The sequence below is a fragment of the Gordonia sp. BP-119 genome (genome assembly GCF_016924115.1).
Lineage (GTDB): Bacteria > Actinomycetota > Actinomycetes > Mycobacteriales > Mycobacteriaceae > Gordonia > Gordonia hongkongensis.
Map to the genome: position 1 here is coordinate 13,749 of NZ_JAFFZF010000047.1, position 22,121 is coordinate 35,869.

General features: G+C 68.2%; 19 protein-coding genes. 9 read left to right on the forward strand and 10 right to left on the reverse strand.

Translation table 11 applies throughout. From position 1 onward, the window contains the following. Positions 1 to 39: 39 nt before the first annotated feature. Complete coding sequence (locus JW364_RS20775; RefSeq protein WP_205334204.1) at positions 40 to 1,719, reverse strand: serine/threonine-protein kinase; 1,680 nt, start codon at positions 1,717 to 1,719, stop codon at positions 40 to 42. Positions 1,720 to 1,816: 97 nt separating this feature from the next. Between JW364_RS20775 and JW364_RS20780 the strand changes: the two genes are divergently transcribed. Beyond that, positions 1,817 to 2,983: a pyridoxal phosphate-dependent aminotransferase gene (locus tag JW364_RS20780; RefSeq protein WP_205334205.1), complete on the forward strand. Its 1,167-nt coding sequence runs from the start codon at positions 1,817 to 1,819 to the stop codon at positions 2,981 to 2,983. Positions 2,984 to 3,575: 592 nt separating this feature from the next. Here the strand turns inward: JW364_RS20780 and JW364_RS20785 are convergent. Further along, positions 3,576 to 4,559 carry an LLM class F420-dependent oxidoreductase gene (locus JW364_RS20785; protein ID WP_205334206.1) on the reverse strand — a complete coding sequence of 328 codons (984 nt, stop codon included), beginning with the start codon at positions 4,557 to 4,559 and terminating at the stop codon, positions 3,576 to 3,578. Positions 4,560 to 4,634: 75 nt separating this feature from the next. Between JW364_RS20785 and JW364_RS20790 the strand changes: the two genes are divergently transcribed. From JW364_RS20790 to JW364_RS20815, 6 genes are all read left to right on the forward strand, one after another. After that, positions 4,635 to 5,216 carry a TetR/AcrR family transcriptional regulator gene (locus tag JW364_RS20790; RefSeq protein WP_159370251.1) on the forward strand — a complete coding sequence of 194 codons (582 nt, stop codon included), beginning with the start codon at positions 4,635 to 4,637 and terminating at the stop codon, positions 5,214 to 5,216. Beyond that, on the forward strand, positions 5,209 to 6,798 hold the full coding sequence (locus tag JW364_RS20795; RefSeq protein ID WP_205334207.1) for an NAD(P)/FAD-dependent oxidoreductase: 1,590 nt from the start codon (positions 5,209 to 5,211) through the stop codon (positions 6,796 to 6,798). The genes JW364_RS20790 and JW364_RS20795 overlap by 8 nt, the downstream gene beginning before the upstream one ends. Further along, the gene (locus JW364_RS20800; RefSeq protein WP_205334208.1) at positions 6,795 to 8,513 is read left to right on the forward strand and encodes a GMC family oxidoreductase N-terminal domain-containing protein; all 1,719 of its coding nucleotides are present in this window, start codon (positions 6,795 to 6,797) and stop codon (positions 8,511 to 8,513) included. The genes JW364_RS20795 and JW364_RS20800 overlap by 4 nt, the downstream gene beginning before the upstream one ends. Positions 8,514 to 9,075: 562 nt before the next feature. Beyond that, positions 9,076 to 9,360, forward strand: coding sequence for a GIY-YIG nuclease family protein (locus JW364_RS20805; protein ID WP_205334209.1), 285 nt, complete (start codon positions 9,076 to 9,078; stop codon positions 9,358 to 9,360). Positions 9,361 to 9,401: 41 nt separating this feature from the next. Then, the gene (locus JW364_RS20810; RefSeq protein ID WP_205334210.1) at positions 9,402 to 10,031 is read left to right on the forward strand and encodes an alpha-ketoglutarate-dependent dioxygenase AlkB; all 630 of its coding nucleotides are present in this window, start codon (positions 9,402 to 9,404) and stop codon (positions 10,029 to 10,031) included. 200 nt (positions 10,032 to 10,231) lie between these two features. Beyond that, the gene (locus JW364_RS20815) at positions 10,232 to 10,750 is read left to right on the forward strand and encodes a hypothetical protein (RefSeq protein WP_137810545.1); all 519 of its coding nucleotides are present in this window, start codon (positions 10,232 to 10,234) and stop codon (positions 10,748 to 10,750) included. Between the two features lie 20 nt (positions 10,751 to 10,770). On the opposite strand, the gene JW364_RS20820 is transcribed toward JW364_RS20815, so the two are convergent. The 6 genes from JW364_RS20820 to JW364_RS20845 form a co-directional block, all read right to left on the reverse strand. Further along, positions 10,771 to 11,130 carry a hypothetical protein gene (locus JW364_RS20820; protein WP_165630433.1) on the reverse strand — a complete coding sequence of 120 codons (360 nt, stop codon included), beginning with the start codon at positions 11,128 to 11,130 and terminating at the stop codon, positions 10,771 to 10,773. Then, positions 11,091 to 11,426, reverse strand: a complete 336-nt coding sequence (locus JW364_RS20825; protein ID WP_205334211.1) for a hypothetical protein — start codon at positions 11,424 to 11,426, stop codon at positions 11,091 to 11,093. The genes JW364_RS20820 and JW364_RS20825 overlap by 40 nt, the downstream gene beginning before the upstream one ends. A gap of 94 nt (positions 11,427 to 11,520) precedes the next feature. Beyond that, on the reverse strand, positions 11,521 to 12,411 hold the full coding sequence (locus tag JW364_RS20830; protein WP_205334212.1) for an oxidoreductase: 891 nt from the start codon (positions 12,409 to 12,411) through the stop codon (positions 11,521 to 11,523). A 120-nt stretch (positions 12,412 to 12,531) separates the two neighbouring features. Next, positions 12,532 to 14,247 (reverse strand): adenylate/guanylate cyclase domain-containing protein, encoded by a 1,716-nt coding sequence (locus JW364_RS20835; protein WP_205334213.1) that lies wholly within the window; start codon positions 14,245 to 14,247, stop codon positions 12,532 to 12,534. Positions 14,248 to 14,456: 209 nt separating this feature from the next. Beyond that, positions 14,457 to 15,008, reverse strand: a complete 552-nt coding sequence (locus JW364_RS20840) for a YceI family protein (RefSeq protein ID WP_205334214.1) — start codon at positions 15,006 to 15,008, stop codon at positions 14,457 to 14,459. Positions 15,009 to 15,133: 125 nt separating this feature from the next. Beyond that, entirely contained in the window at positions 15,134 to 15,829 is a 696-nt protein-coding gene (locus JW364_RS20845) for a hypothetical protein (RefSeq protein ID WP_205334215.1), read from the reverse strand. 74 nt (positions 15,830 to 15,903) lie between these two features. Here JW364_RS20845 and JW364_RS20850 point away from each other — a divergent pair, with 74 nt between their 5' ends. After that, complete coding sequence (locus JW364_RS20850) at positions 15,904 to 19,083, forward strand: BTAD domain-containing putative transcriptional regulator (protein WP_240199403.1); 3,180 nt, start codon at positions 15,904 to 15,906, stop codon at positions 19,081 to 19,083. Between the two features lie 4 nt (positions 19,084 to 19,087). Here JW364_RS20850 and JW364_RS20855 read toward each other — a convergent pair whose 3' ends face one another. After that, positions 19,088 to 19,690 carry a CoA pyrophosphatase gene (locus tag JW364_RS20855; RefSeq protein ID WP_058253922.1) on the reverse strand — a complete coding sequence of 201 codons (603 nt, stop codon included), beginning with the start codon at positions 19,688 to 19,690 and terminating at the stop codon, positions 19,088 to 19,090. Next, entirely contained in the window at positions 19,687 to 20,733 is a 1,047-nt protein-coding gene (locus tag JW364_RS20860; protein ID WP_165630896.1) for a hypothetical protein, read from the reverse strand. Before JW364_RS20860 ends, JW364_RS20855 begins: the two co-directional genes overlap by 4 nt. A gap of 422 nt (positions 20,734 to 21,155) precedes the next feature. On the opposite strand from JW364_RS20860, the gene JW364_RS20865 reads away from it, so the two are divergent. Continuing rightward, a partial coding sequence (locus tag JW364_RS20865) for a DUF222 domain-containing protein (protein ID WP_205334534.1) occupies positions 21,156 to 22,121 on the forward strand: 966 nt, incomplete at its 3' end.

The following is a 22,121-nucleotide window of genomic DNA, read 5'->3' on the forward strand; positions in this document are numbered from 1 at the left end:
CGCCCGGAGCTTGCGGAGGGCGCGTCACGAAGGGTCGATTCACGTCTCGACGAGGCAGTACCCGATCGACTCCGGCTCGTAGAAAACCCATGTCGTCTCCTCGCCCGAACAAGTCACCGACGCATCCGACCGCGTCGTGACACGGGCGAGGACGGTCTGCGCCGTTGCGGCGCTCGTGCAGGGGGCTTCCCGGTAGTCGGCGAGGGAACCGCCCGACAGCGGCACCAGATAACACAGATCCTCGTAGAAATTCGGCGTGAGACAGACCTTGTCGGAGCTGCCCGGGAAGGTGAGTGTCGAGTTCTGCGGGCTCGCACACGATGTCGACGCGGCGATCTTCGAGGCGGTGTAGAAGTTGAGACCGGCCGAGTCGCAGTCGACCTTCGACGCGTTCACGCTCGTCGCCGATCCGGAGTCGGTCGCGATGCCGATGCACTCGCCGACCTGCACGTCCCCCGGTCCGTTGACCGGCGACGTGGAGGAGTCGGTGGTGCGGGGAGCAGACGTGCCGGCGGCGGACGTCGAGGTCTCCGGCCCGGCGGCCGTGGTGGAGCGCGACGTCGAGGTGTCACTCGCGGTCGGTGCACTCGACACCTGCGTCGCCACGTAGACGACCCCGGCCGCGATCGCGAGCACGAGGACGGCCGCGAGTGACCCCAGTGCGATCAGCAGCCCGGACCGCTTCTTCGGCGGTGGTGGTGGTGCGTAGCCACCCTGCGAGGGGAACCCGCCGGGGTAGGTCCCCGGCTGCGACTGATACGGCGAATACTGCTGCGGCCCTTGGGAATAGGACACGGGGTTCACCGGAACGGGCGGGGCCGCCGGAACCGGCGGCACGGGCGACGGCGCGCGCACCGTCGGCTCCTTGGACAGCTGAGGAACGGTGAGCGCGCGTTCGAGGTCGACGGCGAAGTCGCGGCACGACCCGTACCGGCGGTCCGGCTCTTTCGCGAGGGCGCGACCGAACACCGCGTCGACATCGCCCGAGATACCCGGACGCAGGGTGGACGGTCGCGGCGGCATCGCCTGCAGGTGGCCGGCGATGATCGACGCGGTGCCGGCACCCTGGAACGGCGGCCGCCCGGTGAGCAGTTCGAAGACGGTGGCCGCGAGCGCGTACTGGTCGGCGCGGCCGTCGACCGGATCGCCGAGCAACTGTTCGGGTGAGGCATACGCGACGGTGCCGAGGAAGACGTTGGTCGAGGTGAGATGACTGACGTCCTGCTCCGACTTGGCGATCCCGAAGTCCGCGAGCAACACTCGCGGCTCCGGACCACCCGCGCCCTGCAGCAGGATGTTGGCCGGCTTGACGTCGCGATGAAGCAGCCCCGTCGCGTGGGCCCGGTCGAGCGCGGCGCCCACCGCGCGCACGATCACGATCACCGTCGCGGTGTCGAGTCCCCGCGGGTTCTGGCGCAAGAGCTTCAGCGCATCGATGCCGTCGATGTACTCCATCGCGATCCACAGGTGGCCGTCGTACTCACCGGAGTTGAAGATCGTCACGATCGACGGGTGGACGACGCTCGACGCGTGCTCGGCCTCTTTGACGAACCGCTGCCGGTACATCGGGTCGCGACTGAGATCGGCGGGCAGTACCTTCAGCGCCTCGTTCCGTGGCAGGTGCGGGTGCCGCGCAAGGTAGATCTCGCCCATGCCACCCCGGCCGACGAGTCGGATGATGGTGTAGCCGGCGAAGTGCTCGCCGGGATTGCGCGGCATCGCTCCTCCTCACCCGTGTCGGCGACTGGGGTCAGTCTGTCACCCCCGCAGCGCCCACCGCGACCGTTGAAGAGAGGACCTGTGCCACTGTTGGAACATGTCATCCGCGAACCGGACAGTCGACCGCCTGCGTCCGTTCACCACGACGATCTTCGCCGAGATGTCGGCGCTGGCCGTCGAGCACGACGCCGTGAACCTCGGACAGGGCTTTCCCGACACCGACGGGCCGGCATCGATGCTCGATGCCGCGCGCGAGGCCATCAGTGACGGTCGCAATCAGTACCCGCCGGGTATCGGTGTGCCGGAGTTGCGGCACGCGGTCGCGCGGCAGCAGCGTGACCGGTATGGCCTGGAGTACGACCCCGATCGCGAGGTGTTGATCACGGTCGGCGCGACCGAGGCGATCGCCGGTGCCGTCGTCGGTCTGGTGGAGCCGGGTGACGAGGTCATCATGATCGAGCCCTACTACGACGCCTACGCCGCCGCTGTCGCGATGGCCGGGGGTGTGCGGCGCGTCGTGCCGCTGGTCCCCGACGGCGACGGCTTCCGTCTTGATCGCGAGCGGCTCGCCGCGGCCTTCGGGCCGAGGACGTCGATGGTGGTGGTGAACAGCCCGCACAATCCGACGGGGACCGTGCTGTCGACCGACGACCTCGCCGAGATCGCACGGCTGTGCGTCGAGCACGACGTCATCGCCGTCACCGACGAGGTCTACGAATACCTCGTCTTCGACGGACGGACGCACACCCCGCTCGCGGCGCTACCGGGTATGCGGGAACGCACGCTGCGTATCTCCAGCTCCGGCAAGACCTTCAACTGCACCGGCTGGAAGGTCGGCTGGGTGAGCGGTCCGCCCGAGCTCGTCGGCGCGGCGCGGACGGCGAAGCAATACATGTCCTATGTCGGCTCCGGGCCGTTCCAACCCGCGGTGGCACACGCGCTGGAGCACGAGTTGGACTGGGTCCGCGAGTCGGCGCGGGGGCTGCAGGCCAAACGCGACCTGATCTCGACCGCACTGTCCGACGCCGGTTTCGTCGTACACCGTAGCGAGGCAACCTATTTCGTCTGTGCCGACCCTCGTCCCCTCGGCGTCGACGACGGCATCGAGTTCTGCCGATCGCTGCCCGAACGCATCGGCGTGGCCGCGGTACCGGTCAGTGTGTTCACCGACGACCGCGAACCCTGGCACCACATGCTCCGGTTCGCGTTCGCCAAACGCGACGACGTGATCGCCGAGGCCGCCGAGCGGTTGCGCCGGTTGTGACTCCACCCCCGCTGGTTGAGCCGGCACCGAGCGGAGCCGCCGGGCCGAGCAAGCGACGAAGGAGCGCGTCGAGGTCGAGGCGCCGAGTCGAAGCCACTTGGTGACCACCCCCGCTGGTTGAGCCGGCCCCGAGCGCAGCCGCCGGGCCGAGCAAGCGACGAAGGAGCGCGTCGAGGTCGAGGCGCCGAGTCGAAACCACTTGGCGACCACCCCCGCTGGTTGAGCCGGCACCGAGCGCAGCCGCCGGGCCGAGCAAGCGACGAAGGAGCGCGTCGAGGTCGAGGCGCTGAGTCGAAGCCACTTGGCGACCACCCCCGCTGGTTGAGCCGGCACCGAGCGCAGCCGCCGGGCCGAGCAAGCGACGAAGGAGCGCGTCGAGGTCGAGGCGCCGAGTCGAAGCCACTTGGTGACCACCCCCGCTGGTTGAGCCGGCACCGAGCGCAGCGAGGCGCCGAGTCGAAGCCACTTGGTGACCACCCCCGCTGGTTGAGCCGGCACCGAGCGCAGCGAGGCGCCGAGTCGAAGCCACTTGGTGACCTCGACAAGCTCGGCCAGCGGAAGGAGGCTCGGCCAGCGGGCGGGGCAATGCGGCTCAGCGCAACGCCGGGATCACCCGCTGCTCGAACATCTCGAGGTCCTCGCGGTCGACGGCGATGTTCGGGAAGTAGCAGATCCCGTAGGACATCCCGGCGTCGGCGAGCCCGCGAAGGTTCTCGGCGACCTGTTCAAGCGTCCCAACCGCGGGCATCCCCCGGAACGCGCCCAAACTGCCGGAGGCAGCGTCGGGCCCGACGATCTTGCTCAGCCGGGCTTCGAGGTCGGTGAGCTTGCGCTCCACGTCGGCCTCGGTCTCGCCGAGCATCACGTTGTAATTGGCCGAGCGGGTGATCGACTCGAAGTCGCGTCCGAGGTCGGCGCAATGTTGTTGCAGGACCGACGATTTGTGCGCGAACCCGTCCGGCGTGCCGTCGAAGTTCGTGTAGTCGGCGTACTTCGCCGCGATCCGCAGCGTCTTCTTCTCCCCGCCGCCGGCGATCCATAGTGGCAGCCGCCCGGCCGTGGGCTGCGGGGCGCAGATGGCGTCGTCGACGTTGTAGTGCTTGCCGTCGAGCGTCGCCCGTCCGGTCTCCCAGGCCTGCTTCATGATCTGCACGCCCTCGTCGAGCCGCGCCAGCCGCTCACCCGCCGACGGGAATCCGTAACCGTATGCACGCCATTCGTGTTCGTACCAGCCGCCACCGATGCCCATCTGCACGCGACCGCCGGAGATCAGGTCCGCGGTGGCGGCGACCTTCGCGAGGTACATCGGGTTGCGATAACCCATCGCGGTGCACATCTGGCCGATCTCGACCCGACTCGTGGTGGCGGCCAGGGCGGCCACGAGAGTCCACGCCTCATGCGTGGCCTCGTCGGTGGGCAGCGGGACGGTGTGGAAGTGGTCGTACACCCAGATCGAGTCCCAGCCGCCCGACTCGGCGCGGTCGGCGACCGACGACATCACCCCCCACTGGTCCGCGGGTTCCACACCCACGAGATCGAGACGCCAGCCCTGGGGAATGAAGAGTCCGAATCGCATGAGGTCCAACGTACCGGTGGAAAACTCTTCACAAACTTACAAGCAGTCCGGACTGTTTGTGCTATCGTCGCTGATGTGACCGAGCCCACCCGAGCCCCACGTCGTCGTACGCAGGCCGAACGCACCGCGACCACCCGTGCGCTCATCCTCGACGCGACCGTCGACGCCCTCGTCGACGTCGGCTACGCAGCCACCACCACGCAGGAGGTGAACCGCCGCGCCGGCATCTCCCGCGGGGCGCTCCTGCATCACTTCCCCACCCGGGAATCACTGGTGGTCGCCGCGGTCGGGCACCTCGTCGAACGGCGACTGGCAGAGATCCTGTCGCGGCCCCGCACGGGCGACGAGGGACTCGAGATCCTCGTCGAGGCGTTCAGCGGCCCACTGTTCGACGCCGCTCTCGAGTTGTGGGTCGCCGCCCGCTGCGACGTCGGGCTACGAACCGCGATCATCCCGCTCGAACAACAGGTCTCCGACGCCCTCGCCGTCGGTTGTGCCGAGTTGTTCGGCGACCGGTACACCGCCGCGGAACTCGAACTGTCCATCGAACTCGCACGCGGACTCGCGGTGTCGCGCATCCTGCGCTCGCCCGACGCCGACCGCGCGCTGCTCGACCGACTCCTGCCCGTATGGAAGGAACTCCTGTCTCATGACTGAACCCAGTCCGACTCTCCCGCAGCAGAACACGCTGCCCCGGCGCGTCGACGTCCTCGTCGTCGGCGTCGGATTCGGCGGCCTCGCCGCCCTGCATCGTCTGCGAAAGGACCATCCGCAGCTGCAGACCCTGGCAATCGAGCGCGGCGACGGCGCGGGTGGCGTCTGGCGCGAGAACGACTACCCGGGCGCGGCCTGCGACGTCCCGACGTCGCTGTACTCGCTGTCGTTCGCGCCGAACCCGGAGTGGTCGCACACCTACGGTCGTCGCGACGAGATCCATCGGTATCTACGCTCGGTCGCAGTCGATTTCGCCGATCAGATCCGATACAACTGTGCGCTGACGTCGGCGCGCTGGGACGGTGGCACGCAGGAGTGGGTCGTCGACACCACCGACGGTGAGATCCGGTGCCGCTACCTGGTCGCGGCGCCCGGTGCGCTGTCCGAACCCGGCCTGCCGACCGTCCCCGGCGCCGACGAGTTCACCGGCACGATGTTCCACTCCGCCGACTGGGATCATTCCCACGACCTGCACGGTCGACGCGTCGCAATCGTCGGCACCGGCGCGTCGGCAATCCAGATCGTGCCCGAGATCGTGGACGAGGTCGGGCATCTCACGGTCTTCCAGCGCACCCCCGCCTGGGTCGTCCCGCGTCTGGACCGCAACATCGGCACCCTCGAACGCGCGCTCTATCGTCGGGTTCCCGGTATCCACCGCCTGGTCCGGCGGATGGTGTGGACCTATCGCGAGGCCTACGTCCTCATGATGGCCCGCAATCCCAAGCTGCTGCCGATCGCGAAGACCATCGCGCTGGCCCAGCTGCGTGTCCAGGTCCGCGACCGTGCGCTACGCCGTCGGCTCACCCCCGACTACACCATCGGCTGCAAGCGGATGTTGTTGACCAACAAGTGGTTCCCCGCACTCCAGCGTGACAACGCGACCGTCACCGGCGCGATCACCCGTCTCACCGCACGCGGCGCCGTCGACGATCAGGGTCGCGAGCACGAGGTCGACACGGTCGTCTTCGCGACCGGGTTCACCCCCACCGAGCCGCCCATCGCGTCGGCGATCACCGGGCGCGACGGCCGCACGCTGGCCCAGGCGTGGAAGGGTTCACCACGCGCCTACCGCGGGGTCGAGGTCCACGGCTTCCCCAATCTGTTCTTCCTGTACGGCCCCAACACGAATCTCGGTCACAGCTCGATCGTGCTGATGCTGGAGCCGCAGGCGTACTACATGAGCAAGGCCCTCGCCGAACTCTCGCGTAGCGGCCGGTCGACCTTCGAGGTCACCGAGGATGCACAGGACCGCTACAACTCCGAACTCGATCCCGAACTCGAACGCACCGTCTGGAATTCGGGTGGCTGCTCGAGCTGGTACCTCGACTCCACCGGTCGCAACTCGGTGATGTGGCCGAAGTTCACGAGCGACTTCCGCCGGATGATGTCGTCCTTCGAACCCACCGACCACCGCTTCGACGCCGCGATCCCCGCCGCACCCGTCGACCAAAAGGCCGTCACCACCGGAGCAGACACGGCATCCGACGCCACCGAATCCGACACCGAGAGGACCGTCGCACCGTGAGTTCCACCCCTGACCATTACGACGCCATCGTCATCGGCTCCGGTTTCGGCGGATCGGTTGCGGCCCTGCGACTCACCGAGAAGGGCTACCGCGTCGCGGTCATCGAGTCCGGTCGGCGTTTCTCCGACGGCGACCTGCCCAAGACGAGCTGGCGCCTCAAGGACTACGTCTGGGCACCCGCGCTCGGATTGTTCGGGGTGCAGCGCATGCACCTGCTGCGCGACGTGCTCGTGATGGCCGGTGCGGGCGTCGGCGGTGGGTCGCTGAACTACGCGAACACCCTGTACCGACCGCTGCCCGCGTTCTTCGACGACCCGCATTGGGGATCGATCACCGACTGGGCGTCCGAGCTCGACCCGTATTACGACCAGGCCTCACGAATGCTCGGCGTGACCACGTATCCGAAGGTGACGCCCGCCGACCGGGTGATCCGCAAGGTCGCCGAGGAGATGGGCGTCGGCGACACCTTCGTCCACACCCCGGTCGGCGTGTTCTTCGGCGAGGCGGGCAAGACGGTCGACGACCCGTTCTTCGGCGGCGCCGGCCCGGCACGCACCGGGTGCACCGACTGCGGCGCCTGCATGACGGGATGTCCGGTGGGAGCGAAGAACACGCTCGTCAAGAACTACCTCTACCTGGCCGAACAGGCCGGTGCCGAGATCATCCCGATGACGACCGTGGACACCGTCCGGCCGCGTTCCGGCGACGGGTACGTCGTGGAGTCGCACCGGTCGGGCCGACGCTGGTCGCGCCGTGGGCGCCGCACCTTCACCGCTGATCACGTGGTGTTCGCCGCCGGCACCTACGGCACCAACAAGCTGCTGCTGGACATGCAGCAGGGCGGCCACCTGCCCGGGCTGTCGTCTCGCCTGGGCAAGGTGGTCCGCACCAATTCCGAGGCGGTCCTGGCCGCCACCGCACGCGACCTCGACATCGACTACACCGAGGGTGTCGCGATCACATCGTCGTTCCATCCCAACGACCACACGCACATCGAACCCGTGCGATATGGCAAGGGCAGCAACCTCATCGGCATGCTGCAGGCCATCCTCGTCGACGGTGGCGGTCCGCTGCCGCGACTACTGCAGGCGCTGATCGAGATGGTCCGTCACCCGGTGATCACGCTGCGCGGCCTCTCGGTACGACGCTGGTCGGAGCGCACCATCATCGCACTCGTCATGCAGACCGCCGACAACTCGCTCGAGTTGTTCTCCCGCCGAGGTCGTTTCGGCCCGATGCTGCGCAGCCGGCAGGGCGACGGCGATCCCCCGCCGACGTGGATTCCGGAGGGGCACGAGGCGGTGCGCGCCGTCGCACGCGAGATCGACGGCGACGCCGGCGGTTCCATCGTCGATCTGCTGAACATCCCGATGACCGCGCACTTCCTAGGTGGTTGCTCGATCGGACGGTCGGCGGCCGACGGCGTGGTGGATCCGTATCACCGGGTGTTCAACCACCCGGGGCTGCACATTGTCGACGGCGCGACCGTCTCGGCCAACCTCGGCGTCAACCCGTCGCTGACCATCACCGCGCAGGCCGAACGCGCCCTGGCGATGTGGCCCAATGCCGGCGAGGCCGACCCGCGGCCCGAGCTCGGTGCGTCCTACCGGCCCGTCGACCCGGTGGAGCCCCACCACCCGACGGTCCCCGCCCACGCGCCCGGCGCGCTGCGCCTCCCGATCACGCCGATCTCCGACGCCACTCGCGCCGGCTGACCCGACACGCCAGCTGGTTGAGCCGGCACCATCCACTGCTGGTTGAGCCGGCACCGAGCGCAGCGAGGCGCCGAGTCGAAGCCACCTGGCGACCGATCATGCGAGGTGACCTCAACGCACGCGACCTCCCCGCGACGCTCGACCAACCCCCGCTGGTTGAGCCGGCACCGAGCGAAGCGAGGCGCCGAGTCGAAGCCACCTGGCGACCGATAATGCGAAGGGACCTCAACGCACGCGGCGTCCGCGCCGCGCCCGGTCGACGCTGCTCGGCCAGCGGCGGCCAACCCCCGCTGGTTGAGCCGGCACCGAGCGAAGCGAGGCGCCGAGTCGAAGCCACTTGGCGACCGATCATGCGAAGTGACCTCAACGCACGCGACCTCCCCGCGACGCTCGGCCAACCCCCGCTGGTTGAGCCGGCACCGAGCGAAGCGAGGCGCCGAGTCGAAGCCACTTGGCGACCGATCCGCGAAACCTGCCAACGACCCTGGGGACAGACTCGCCACGATCCGCTGGCTGTGGAGACATCGACCGATTCGTCGCAGCAATCCTCGACAGTCACACCATGAGTGGCTTCCTCTACATCCTCGAATGTTCCGACGGCACGCTGTACGTCGGGAGCACTCGGAACGTCGAGCATCGAGTCGACCAGCACCAGACCGGAAACGGCTCACGCTACACGCGTCCTCGTCGGCCCGTCCGGCTCGTATTCCAGCAGGAGTTCCCCAACATCGGCGAGGCTTACGCGGCCGAGCGCCGTGTCCACGGCTGGTCTCGCGCGAAACGGTCCGCCCTCGTCGCAGGACGGTTCGACCTGCTTCCGGAACTGTCGCGCACGAATCCTAGGTAAAGCACTCGAACACACGTGCGATCTGGGTGTAGCCTGAAGTCATGTCTCTCGGCACCCAGGGCTCGTTGTTCTCTGAGCAGTCAGCGCAGCCGACGCTCGGCGACCTATCGACATCAATCTCGCGTCGTCCACTCACCGACGGGGCGTGGGTCGACCTGTGTCCCGGTTGGATCAGTGGAGCCGACGACCTCTTCGACCGCCTCCGCGAGTGCGTCCCCTGGCGGGCCGAGCGTCGTCGTATGTACGAGCGGGTGGTCGAGGTTCCGCGGCTCGTCTCGATCTACCAGGCCGATGACCGATTCCCCGACCCGATCATCACCGGCGCACGCGCCGCACTGACCGAGCACTACCGCGACGAACTGCCGGAGGGATTCGCGACTGCCGGGATCAGCCTCTATCGCGACGGCAACGACTCGGTTGCGTGGCACGGCGACCGCATCGGCCGGGCATCCACACACGACACGATGGTCGCCATCATCTCGCTCGGTTCACCTCGGCCACTCATGCTCAGACCCCGCGGTGGCGGTCGGTCACTGAAATTCACGCTGTCGTCGGGCGACCTACTCGTCATGGGCGGCAGTTGTCAGCGCACCTGGGAGCACGCGGTTCCCAAGGTGCGCGGCGTCGGCGCCCGTATCAGCATTCAACTGAGGCCGCCTGGAGTGTGGTGACCTGATTCGCCCTCCGCTGGCCGAGCAGCGTCGACCGAGCGCAGCGAGAACGCCGCGCCCGTCGAGGTCACCAGGTGGCTTCGACTCGGCGCCTCGCTTCGCTCGGTCCCGGCTCAAACAGCGGGGGCAGTTGTCTACGCACACGCCGATCCTCATGCTTTAATCATTTCGTTATAAACCGCGAGGACCGAGAGAAGTCGATGAAGCGCACCCGTATCGCCGCCGCCCTGCTCGCCACCGCCGCACTGGCACTGCCCGTCGCACCGGCGACCGCCAACCCGCTCGACACACTCTTCGGAAGCGCGAGCGGCAGCCTCGACTCCGGCAGCTCCGCGCTCGGCTCGTCCGGCGGCGACAAGGTCACGCACTACGGCAAGCTCGGCCGCCCCGGCGCACCGAACGGCATCAAGTCGATCAACGTCTGGGTGTACACACCGAACAACACCGCGGCCGTCGTGCCCAACACCTATCCGAAGAACTCGCGTCTGGGCGTGCGCTGGAACTCGATCATCGACGCCGGGCCGATCGTCGACGGCAACGAGTGCCGCATGGAGGTCCGCCTGTCCGGACCGAAGGTCCCCAAGCAGGCCTCGCTGTTCAAGACCCAGGACTGCACCGCGGTGAAGTCCTACTTCTTCAAGGGCGCAGGCGATTTCACGATCCGCGTCACCGACACCATCTCGGGCGCGTCGAACAGCATCGCGTTCAGCGTCCAGTAGTCGGGCCTTTTTCAACCGGTTCAGCGCACCCCGACGAAGACCTGGATGGGGAGAATGCACTCCCCCGCTCTCGTCGGCGCTCCGGTGGTCACGACCGACAGTTGCCCCGGGCTTCTCCAGGGCCCATACGCTTCGAAGGTCGTGGCGTAGAGCGCCGGAACGATGCAGCCCGCCTCCACCCGGTGCTCACCGGTGCCACCACTGCAGTACGACGCCGAGACGACGATCGCCGACCCCGCCACGCAACCGGTGGGTTCGGCCGAGGCCGGCGCCGCGGCCACCGTCGCCAGCGCGGCGCCGCCGACGCACAGGGCGCCGGCAACCAGGGTGCGCGCCAGGATCACCGCACGCCCGTGATCGCAATAGCCGGGAGTATGCACTTCCCGACGTTCGTCTGAGCGCCGATGGTCACGACCGACAGCTGCCCCGGTGCGCGCCAGGGGCCGTTTGCGTTGGTGAGTGTCGCGACCATGGTCGAGTCCAGACATGCAGCCTGCACCCGGTGCTCCCCCGTACCACCACTGCAGTAGGACGCGGCGGCGACGACGGCCGCCCCGGCGACGCAACCGGTGGGTTCAGCCGAGGCTGACGGGGCCGCGACGGTGGAGAAGGTCGCGCCGGCAACGCATGCCGCTCCGGCCAGGACGATGCGGAAGGATCGTTTCGAGAGAGTCATGCCGAGAAATCTAAGGCATGCAAGCGTCCGAAGTTTCCTATCCCGAACATCATTCGTCCGATCATGGGAACGGACGAGGCGGTGACCCCGACCATCAGCCGACGGCCCCGACATCGAACTTCTCCCCCGTGAGCCGTTCCGATTCCTCCCACAGCGCTGCCCGGAACTCGACGTCGTCGGCGGCCTTCTTGTACCCGCTACGTCCGGGGGCGCCGCGCATCCCGAAGAACTGCGTCGGCCCGTAGAACGTCCCGGATTTCGCATCCGGCAGGGTCGCCGCGTAGAGCTGGGGCAGCGCCCCGTCGGCCGCCGGCTGGGCGATCGGCAGCTTGTTGCCCAGTTTCGCGAAGAAGTCGGAGAAGTTCTCGCTTCTGCCCTGCAATTCCGTTGAGGCGTAACCCGGATGGGCGATCAACGACTTCTTCGACGACCCGGCCGCCGCCAGCCGTGCGGCGAGCTCCTTGCCGAACATGAGGTTGGCCATCTTGGAGTCGCCGTAGGCCCGCCAGCGCCGGTAGCGGCGCTGTTCCCAGTTCAGGTCGTCGAGCTGGATGTCGCCGATCTGGTGCATCGTCGACGACACGGTGACCACCCGTTCGGTGATCTTCGGCAGCAGCAGCGCCGTGAGGGCGAAATGGCCGAGATGATTGGTGCCGATCTGCATCTCGAAACCGTCGGTGGTGCGTCGGAACGGGACCGCCATCAGTCCCGCGTTGTTGATCAGCACGTCGGCGCCGGTCACCCCGGCGGCGAAGGCGCGCACGGATTCGAGGTCGGCGAGGTCCAGTTTGGCGACGGTCGCCTTCGGCCCCAGCTCCGACGCCACAGCATCGGCCTTGGCAGTGTTGCGGCACGCCAGCACCACCTCGGCACCGGCGCGGACGAGCACCTTCGCGGTCTGATACCCGAGTCCGCTGTTGGCACCGGTCACCACGAACGTCCGGCCCGTCTGGTCCGTCACGTCCGCTGTCGTCCAACCACTCATCGCGACCCCCTGGGATGCGTCGTCATGCCCGGCAACCTGACCGGGACCGTGCGGCCCACGCTATTGACGCATAGGGACGGCGTCAACGATTCATCTCTTCCGCCGAGGGCGGCGAAGGCTTCACCCGCCGAAGAACGTGGTCAGCCGCAACGGATTGGCGCCGACGATGCGACGCGCGGGCCGTAGCAATTCCGCGATGAGGTTGGTCGACGTCCCCAAGCGCTCGACTAGTTCGATCGGCGCATGGAAGGCGGTGGGCTCGGAACGCCCGCGCATGATCCGCGTGCCGAGCAGCTTCCACTCCTGCGCTTCCTCACCGGCGGCGTCGATCGCCGCGCCGCTGGCCAGAGCCGGGATGCGTCCGGTCTTGGCCATGTCGGACAGCCGTGCGCACTCGTTGACCGGGTCGCCGATGACGGTGTACTCGTAGCGTCGTTCGGCGCCGATGTTGCCGGCGAACGCCTCCCCGTAGGAAACGCCGATCCCCCAACGGATGTCGAGGCTGCTGGCGAGCCGGTCGGCGAGGTCGCGGGCGGCGCCGAGCGCGGCGCCCGCGGGGTCGTCGATCTCGACGGGCGCGCCGAAGACGGCGAGCGCGGCGTCGCCCTCGAATTTGTTGACGAAGCCGGAATGTTGATCGACGACGTCGGCGACGATGCTGAAGAAGGCATTGAGCAGGGCGGCCGTGTCGTCCGGACTACGCTGCTGCGCCAGCCCCGTCGATCCGACGATGTCGACGAACAGGACACCGACGCGGGTGTTGGTGCCGTGCATGCCGACACCGTCGGAAATCGCGAGCTCGGCCACGGTGTCGCCGACGTGTCGCGCGAATATCTCACGCATGCGGTCCCGTTCGGCGAGACCCTCGACCATTCTGTTGAAACCGTGTTGCAGCACACCGAGTTCCGAGGAGTCGTACACGGGCACGCGAGCCTTGTAGTCGCCGTGGTCCACGCGGTGCACCGCCCGGCGCATCTCCGTCAGCGGATCGGTGATCGCCTGACCCACAAGCGCGATGACACGGGCTCCGGATGCGAGGCCCACCAGGCAGAGGGTCACGGTCGTCCAGTCGACCGCGCCGTGGACATCGGGCAGCAGACCGGTCCAGCGCCCCGCGTTGACCGTCAACAAACCGACCATCGGCACCGCCGAGCTCACCGCCCACACGGCCAGCATCCGCACGCGCACACCGTTCATGACGTGGTTCGTGGGGAAGTCCTCGAGGACGACGACGGCCAGAGGGCGGGCCGCGCGTTCGGCGAACAGATAGGTGAGACAGGCACTCGACATACCGGCCAGCGCGAAGGCGACCGCGACGCCGGCGACGGTCGCGGTCGTGAGTTCTTCGGCGATGAACACGTAGAACAGGGCCGCCGCGCTCCAGGAGACGACCGTGACTCCGAGCTGCACGATCGGTATCCGCTGTACGGCGCGTCGACGGGCATGGTCGGCGGGTTGACAGCTGATGAACCAGCGCAGCTGGGGCCGGACCGCGAGCATCCCCAGCAAGAGGTTCGTGAGAATGCCGACGATGATCGCACCCACGACCACCGGGAAGTTCGGCGCGCCGAGCGTCTCGTCGAAGGTGAGTTGTCCGCCGTTGAAGGCGAGTTGGACGAGCAAGAAGGTCTCGACGCCGATCACCGCATTGCTGGCGATCACGGCCGTCATCGCGGTGACGGTGGCGTGGAGGGCGATCTTGCTGCGCATGGGCGGACCGATACGGGCCCATCCCCGGGGGCTCGGGACCGTGGAGGTACCCCACAAGAAACCCGCGGTGCGTCGGCGCAGACGTGTCCACGGCACACCACGACGGGTCCGGCGTGGTCGTCCCATCGGCTTCTCCTGCCTGACGGCGTTCCCCGAAGCCTACCCAAGGGAGAGCCGACCATCCCGCTGGTTGAGCCGCCACGCGGACGCGAAGCGGCCACGCGGCCATCCCCCGCTGGTTGAGCCGCCACGCGGACGCGAAGCGGCCACGCGGCGTGTCGAAACCACAAATGGACCGGCACCTCACGGTGCCGGTCCATCGGGGATCGTGCGGATCAGGCCTGCAGGGCCTCGATCTCGAGCGTGATGGTGATCTTGTCACCGACGACGACGCCACCGCCCTCGAGCGGCATCTCGATGTCGATGCCGAACTCCTTGCGGCTGAGCACGATCTTCGCCTCGAAGCCGGCGACGGTGCCCTGGCCCATACCGGGGTTGGTACCCAGGTACTCGAGTTCGAGGGTCACGGGCTTGGTGACGCCCTTCAGGGTGAAATCGCCGTCGAGGAGGTAGTCGTCGCCATTCTGGCGCACGCCGGTGGACACGAAGGTGGCCGTCGGGAACTTCTCGGCGTCGAAGAAGTCAGCGGACTTGATGTGGCCGTCGCGCTGCTCGTTGCGGGTGTTGATCGAGGTGACGTCGATCTCGGCCTGGACGGCGGGGGTGCCGTCCTCGTCGACGGTGATGGTGCCGGAGAAGGTGTCGAAGCTGCCGCGGACCTTGCTGACCATGAGGTGCTTCACGGAGAAGTTCACCGCGGAGTGCACGGAGTCGATGGTCCAGGTGCCGGCGGGGATGGGTGCCTTGACGGTGGTGGCGGAGGTCATGTCGTGGTCCTTCCAAAAATTTTCGGTTCGGGTCTCGATCGATGGCTGGTGGGCCTTCGCGACCCGTCACCAGACACTAACCGGACCGCGGTCCGATTTCATCCCCACCGGCGTTGTGATCTACATCACCGGCGAACCATCAGTGCTCCGATCGCGGCGATGGCGATTCCACGCGGCGCCTCGTAGATGAATCCCGAGATTCCGGCGACTGCGGGAATCGGCAGCATGAAACCGACCATGCCGACGACGGTGAGGATGCCGATCCAGAGCGGGACAGCCCGGTTGCGGATGAGGCTGGCGCCGAACATCCCCATACCGACCAACATCACGAGCCCGCCGACCGTGTTGAGCAGCTCGAAAGCGGTGGTGCCCAGCATCGAGTCGTCGGCGGCGATGAGCGCGGCCTTGTCCGGGTCATGCGCGAACGGGTACGCGACGAACAGCTCGACGATGAGGTGCCCGGTCGCGGTGACGAGATTGCCGACCGCGTAGGCGACGAGGCCGATCAGCCCGGCGATCCCGATCCGGGGTGCCAGCCACGCGTACATCCCGGGCAGGCCGAGCAGCAGCAGCGTCGTGCCGACGGCGAGCAGGATCTGCGCCCACGGTGAGCCCACCGCTTGAAGCGCCTCCACGGAGTGGGCCTCGCCGTCGACGATGGGATGCAACGTCCCGCCGGCGATGCAGGCGACTCCGCCGAGGGTCAGGGCGCCGCCGCTGAGACGGCGTAGGACCGGCCAGCTCGGGCTGCGAAACGGGCCGGGTGTGTCGCCATCCAACGCGTCGTGGTTCTGGTTCTGGGTGTGTGCAGTGGTTGTCATGACGCCAACGCTGACAACCCGCGCTGGTGTTAGCCTTGTGCGCGACTGGTGCGGCCCGACGAACGGCGCGTGAGTTGGCTTCTGAACCACATCTGGCGATCCGGGTCCTGGGTCCACTGTCGGTCACGGCTGCCGACGGGTCGCCGATCCCGATGACAGCCCGCAAGCACGCCGAGTTGCTTGCCATCCTCGCCGCGGAACGGACCGCGTGCTCGCCTGAGCGGGTGACCGAGCTCCTGTGGCGTGGTCGTCCACCGGCGTCGGCGGCGAGCACACTGCACGGATACGTGTCCCGGCTTCGACGCTCGCTCGCCCCGACCGGCGTCGTCCGCATCGACACCGTCCCCGCGGGATACCTACTGCACTGCGACGGCGCAGTCACCGACCTCGATCTGCTGGACCAGTTCGGCCAGGAGGGATTGCAGCTCGTCCGGTCCGACCCCCGGGCCGGCGCAGAGGTGTTGTGCCGAGCGCTCGAACTATGGCGGGGCGAACCGCTTCCGGAGATCGCCGACATCGCCGACATCGCACCCGAACTCGTCCGGCTCGCGGAGATACGTGCCGAGTTCACCGAGACCGCAGCCGACGCGCTGCGCACGGTCGGCGAGTACCGTCGCTCGGTCGCGTTGCTGACGCCGCTGTGTCAACGGGACCCCTACCGCGAGGGCGCCGCGCGGACCCTCGCTCGTGCGCTGCACGACGACGGACGCACGGTCGACGCCCTCGGCGTACTGCGCCGACTCCGGCAGGCCCTCCGTGACGACCTGGGTCTCGATCCGCATCCCGACACGGTCGCGCTGGAAGACGACCTGCTCGACCCGTCTCCCGCGGTCTCGCCGCTCTCCGCCACCTCCGCCACGCCGCAGCCGGTACGCGAACTCATCGGCCGAGTCGCCGAACACGCAGTGCTCGAACAGGTCTGGCAAACCGGCGCGGACCGTCCCGCGGGTGTGGTCCTCATCGGCCCGTCGGGCATCGGGAAGACCGCGCTGGTCGAGCACCTCATCGCACGGCACAGTGCCGCGGCCCGCCGTTTCATCGGCCGACCCGGCCCGCCCGGACCGACGTTCGGCGGCCTCGAGGAACTCTTCGGCGAGTCCCCGGTCTCCGTACCGACGACGCGAATCGTCGCCGACCTCACCGCCCGCATCTGGTCCGACGTCGCCGAGCACGGGCGATCGGTGTTACTTGTCGACGACGCCCAGTGGCTCGACGCCGACTCGGCTCTTGTGCTGGGACGCGTGCTTGCAGGTATCGGACAGGCACCGATGACGGTCCTGGTCACCTGCCGCGACCCCGACGCCGAGCCCGTCGAGATCCTCCGGTCGACACTGAACCGGCACGGGCCGGTCGCCGAGGTGCGTCTGACCGAACTCGGCTCCGACGACGTGCGCGCGTTGATCGTTCGGCGTCTCGAGCAGCTCGGTGACACGGGCCGGGTCGACGCTGACGCGCTGGTCGCGCAGTCATTCGGCAATCCTGCTGTGGTGCAACAACTGTGCGCCATCGCCTGGACCGGGGCGCCGCCGGACCGGGACCATCCCGCCCGATCGATGTACTCGACGCGGTTCGACGATCTCTCCCCTGCCGCTCGTGCGCTCGTCACGGCCGTGACGATCGCAGGCGGCGATCTCCCCGACGATGTGTTCACCGAGGTGGCCCGCACCCTCGGTGAGGGCGTGGCCGACGAGGCAGTCCGCAGCGGGCTCGTCAGCCCCCTGAGGAGCGAGCTTGCGAGCGTCACGAAGGGTCTCGCCGACCACCTCTCGCGCGAGCAACGGATCGAGGCGCACGCGCGGCTCGCCGCTGCGTTCGAAGCGGTGCGTCCCGACGATCTCGAGTCACTGGCCGTGCACCGCGTCGAGTGCGCCGTCGACGAGGACTCGACCGCCGTCGCCGCTCGCACATGCATCGGGACGGCTCACCGCGCACTCTCGGCAACGGCCGATCATCGTGCGCTCGACCTGGCACGACGTGGGCTCGGTCTGCCCGGACTCGACCCCGACTCGACCGTCGAATTGCGCCGGATCGCCGGCACCGCCGCGCTGCGCATCGGGGAGTTCGATTCGGCTGCGGACTCTTTCGAATCGGCGGCGACGGTGAGTCGGCTGACGCGGGATTGGCCCGCGCTCGCCGAGACCGCACTGCTGTCGGCACCGAACGGGGTCGCGGGCTACTGGTCCGGTTACGGCGTCGTCCAGACCGACCATGCCGCTCTCGCCCGCGAGGCACTGACGCACGGCGAGGCCTTGGACCCCGAAGTGGTTGCGCGCCTTCATGCGTCGGAGGCAGCCCGGTTGACCGTCCTCGGCTTGCCGGGCGCCGACGACCATCTCGGTGCCGCACGTGTCGTCCACGACAGCGGTGCCGTGGATTTCGAGATCGACCTCGCCGAGTTCCTCGTCCGGTGGGTTCCCGACCGTCTGGCGGATCGACGCAAGATCGCGCGGGAGCTGTATGAACTGTCGGCCGGCGACCTCCACAGACGCGCCACCGCTCTGCATCTGCAACGTGTCTGCGCGTTGGAGGCGGCTGATCTGCGTCTGGCGCGACGCCTGTCCACCGAGTTCACCCGGCTCGCCGGACGTATCGGCGGTACCGATGTGGAGACGATGCAGTTGTGGTGGCAGGTGATGATCGCGCTGTTACGTGGCGACTACGACACCAGCACGGCACTGACCGAGAGGTTCGCTGCGACGGTCGGCGGGCTGTCCGACCGTGCACGACTTCTCGCCGAGTCGTCGATGGCGACCAGCGCGTCGATCGCCGCGTGGCACCGCGGCGAGCTCGCCTCGGCGTTGCCGCCGTTCGATGCGCTCGCGGAAGAGGTGGACGAGGATTTCACCCTGGTGATCGCACTGGGCGCCGCCGAGAGCGGCGACCTCGACCGTGCCCTCGAACTCGCGACGGAGCTGACCGCGGACGCCGACCAGTGGGCCGGTTCGCGCGTGGTGGCGCGCGTTCCACTGCTCATCGAGACGCTCTACGCGGTGTCTCGCGATTCCCGTCACCGCGACGCCGCTGGTGAGATCTGCCGCCGCATCGAGCCGTTCACCGCCGACTGGTCGTCGGGCCTGGTGGTGCAATGGCCCGGACTCGTGTGTCTGGGACCCGCGACGCTGTATCGCGGAACCGCGCGCGAGGTCGTCGGGCTGGATGGAACCGCCGACCTGCAGGATGCCGTCCGGGTGGCCCGCGACACGGGAGCCCGGCCCTACGTGCGTCGGGCCGAGCAGCGACTCGTCGCCGGCTGAGCGGCTATTTCCAGGCAAAGACCGGCTGCTCGAAGCCGTCGACCCGTGTCTGCCGGTTCCGCAGGACCACCTCGGCGAACTGGTAGATCACCGCGGCGGTCGGCGCGTGGACGAGGGACCCGACGATGGGCAGCTGGATGACCGGGAGATCGGACTGCGGGATCGTGAGGAACCGCGGTTCGACGAGCAGTTCGGAGAAGGTGACGAAGAACAGCAGCGCCACCTCGTCGGGATTGGGCGTCGGCTCCTGGTATTCCTCGGCCCAGCAGACGATCGGGGTGATCACGAAACCCGAGCGCGTCGGATAGTCGTCGAGCGCCCCGAGCACCGAGCTCGGCGGCAGCTGGATGCCGAGTTCTTCGTCGAGTTCGCGCAGGCCGGCCGTGACGTGGTCCTCGCCGGGGTCGAGCCGGCCACCGGGAAGTGCGAATTGGGCGGCGTGGCGTCGCATCGTCGTGGGACGCTTGCACAGCCAGATCCCCTGACGGCCGTCCTTCTCCGCTACCGCGAGGACGACCGAGGCGGCCCGTGCGCCGGGGACGTCCGCGGTCCGCCGGTCGAAGCCCTCGACACGCGCGGCAGCCACAGTCCGATCGAGATGAGTCACACCCTCAGTTGATCACGACTGCCGTCCGACGCGACGGACGCCTGCGCGAGGTGGAAACTCACGATGCTGAGGGCGAACAAGCCCAGGGCGAGGTTGAACAGGGCACCGAAGCCCTCGAGCGCGAAGTCGACGAGAGCGTTCGACAGCATGAACACCAGGGCGGCGATACGCAGCCCTCGTAGCGGCCCGGCCGGCTCCACACCGCGCCGGCGCGCGACCATCGCCGGAAGCGCCAGGGCGAGTGTCGCGATCCCGCTGATCAACAGAATCCAGGTGGCGGGCGTGCTGCCGGTGAGTTCGATGTAGATGTCGAGTTCTTCGCTGCGGTCTCCGGAGAAGTAGAAGCTCAGCACGCCGACGATGACGGTGAGTGCGGCCGCGATGACCAACCCCCACCCGACGACCGGAATCCATCGGGGACTGCGGAAGAAGTCCGGGATCAGGGCGACCGCCCGGTCGCGGAGTCGCATCAACCGGTCCGGCGTACCCTCGCTGGATTCGAGGAGCGCTCGGATGTGACCGATCGTCTCGGCGTCGAGCCCCTTGCCCTCGGCCACCACGAGAAACTCTTCGGCCTGGCGTCGACGACGTTCCGGAAGCCCGTGCGCGACACCGTCGGCCGCGATGACCGCCGCATTGGCGAGCGCCTCGGCGCCGGTGGGCCGCTTGACATCCCGGACGACGCGGCTGATCAACAGGATCATCACGACGAGCACGTACATGATCTCCGCCGACGGCCCGTAGAAATAATCGTTGGAGCGGGTGACGAACTTGCCGACCTCGTCGAGAAACAACCCGAAACCTATACCGCCCAGCACGATCGCGATGACCCGCGCCGTCGCCCCGAGGAACAGCCATCCGGTGATGAGCGCCAGCATCATCAGCGCGCCACCCCACAGCGCGTGCGCGATGTGCAGTGTTCCGCTTCCGACCTGCGGATACCCGGTGAGGTGCAGATACAGGCGCGTGACGATGATCGTCGCGATCGCGAGGATCAAGAACCACTCGACGGCGGCGGTGCCGTACACGCTGCGGACGACCACCCTGGTCGTGCGAGTTCTCATCGCATGAGTATGGCCGGTCCGACGAACGGAAGCGGCACGATTGCGCCGTTGCCGCTGGTTGAGCCGGCACCCTCCGCTGGTTGAGCCGGCCCCGAGCGGAGCGAGTCGCCCACCCCCGCTGGTTGAGCCGGCAACGAGCCGCCAGGCGAGTCGCCCACCCCCGCTGGTTGAGCCGGCAACGAGCCGCCAGGCGAGTCGCCGTGTCGAAACCACCTGGCGACCCGACGATCTCAACCGGCGCCAACCCGGACGGCACCACACCGCAACGCCCAGAGACCATTTCGTCGACAACGATGTCACTCCTGTGGAGACTCATCCGGAATTGTCGGTGGTCGGGTTTAGATTGGTTGGTAACAGAACACACCCCGGAAAGGGGTGGGTCGAACAGGCGTCGGGGGGGCGTGGTGAAGGCGTGGACCGATCTACCGAGCGAGTACATCGCCGGAGTCGATCCTGCCCACGCCGCCGAGACCGACATGGTCATGTTGATGGCCGGCCTCGACGCCACCCGACGCGGCGAGTCCTATCTCACCTGGCACCGCTATCAGACGATCGCGGCGATGACCGACCGCCTGATCACCACCAGCGCGTCCGGGTTCGTGATGGACGGCCACGCCGACTGCGTCGCCCGCATCGCCCGCCAAGCCGGGGTGTCGCGCCGGCACGCCGAAACCCTGATCGACGAGGCCATCGCACTGCGCGATCGGCTACCCGAGGTAGCGGACACGCTGCGTGACGGGGTCCTGTCGCAGTGGCAGATCCGGTTGGTCATCTCCCGCACCGAACTGATCCCCACCGATGACCCCATCACCCCCGCGTTGGATGCCGAGATCGCCGACACCGTGCGCCGCCGCACAGGTGTGTGGGACCGAGCGCGCCTGCGCGACATGGTCGACCGCCTGGTCTTCCGCCACGACCCCGACGCGGTACGGCAACGCCGCAAAGACGCGATGGATCAACGTGGGGTGTGGACCCACGAACTGCCCGACGGCACTGCCGAACTCACCGCGGTGATGTCGGCGGAGAATGTGCGGATCTCGGCCAAAGCCGTCGCCATCCTCGCCGACTCGGTCTGCAAGCGGGATGGCCGCACCCAGGGGATACGACGATCCGATGCGATGTTCGCCCTGCTGACCCGCACCAGCTTCGACTGCCAGTGCGACGATGAACAGCCGTGCACCGCCGACATCCCGGACCCGCAGAGCGTCCTCGACGCGGTCCGCGCCGAGGTCGTGATCCATGTGGTCACCGATGCCGCGACCTTGGCCGGGGCACCCGGGGTCGGGTTTCTCGACGAACACGGCATCATCAGCGACGAGCATGTCCGTGACCTCGCCGCCCGCCCCGACGCCACGCTGTCCCCGGTC

Bases quoted from the DNA above. Each gene is read 5' to 3' on its own strand.
- JW364_RS20825 (WP_205334211.1), bottom strand. From the start codon at position 11,426: ATGACTCTCTCGAAACGATCCTTCCGCATCGTCCTGGCCGGAGCGGCA.
- JW364_RS20780 (WP_205334205.1), top strand. From the start codon at position 1,817: ATGTCATCCGCGAACCGGACAGTCGACCGCCTGCGTCCGTTCACCACG.
- JW364_RS20845 (WP_205334215.1), bottom strand. From the start codon at position 15,829: ATGACAACCACTGCACACACCCAGAACCAGAACCACGACGCGTTGGAT.
- JW364_RS20840 (WP_205334214.1), bottom strand. From the start codon at position 15,008: ATGACCTCCGCCACCACCGTCAAGGCACCCATCCCCGCCGGCACCTGG.
- JW364_RS20835 (WP_205334213.1), bottom strand. From the start codon at position 14,247: ATGGGACGACCACGCCGGACCCGTCGTGGTGTGCCGTGGACACGTCTG.
- JW364_RS20805 (WP_205334209.1), top strand. From the start codon at position 9,076: ATGAGTGGCTTCCTCTACATCCTCGAATGTTCCGACGGCACGCTGTAC.
- JW364_RS20830 (WP_205334212.1), bottom strand. From the start codon at position 12,411: ATGAGTGGTTGGACGACAGCGGACGTGACGGACCAGACGGGCCGGACG.
- JW364_RS20775 (WP_205334204.1), bottom strand. From the start codon at position 1,719: ATGCCGCGCAATCCCGGCGAGCACTTCGCCGGCTACACCATCATCCGA.
- JW364_RS20810 (WP_205334210.1), top strand. From the start codon at position 9,402: ATGTCTCTCGGCACCCAGGGCTCGTTGTTCTCTGAGCAGTCAGCGCAG.
- JW364_RS20815 (WP_137810545.1), top strand. From the start codon at position 10,232: ATGAAGCGCACCCGTATCGCCGCCGCCCTGCTCGCCACCGCCGCACTG.
- JW364_RS20785 (WP_205334206.1), bottom strand. From the start codon at position 4,559: ATGCGATTCGGACTCTTCATTCCCCAGGGCTGGCGTCTCGATCTCGTG.
- JW364_RS20795 (WP_205334207.1), top strand. From the start codon at position 5,209: ATGACTGAACCCAGTCCGACTCTCCCGCAGCAGAACACGCTGCCCCGG.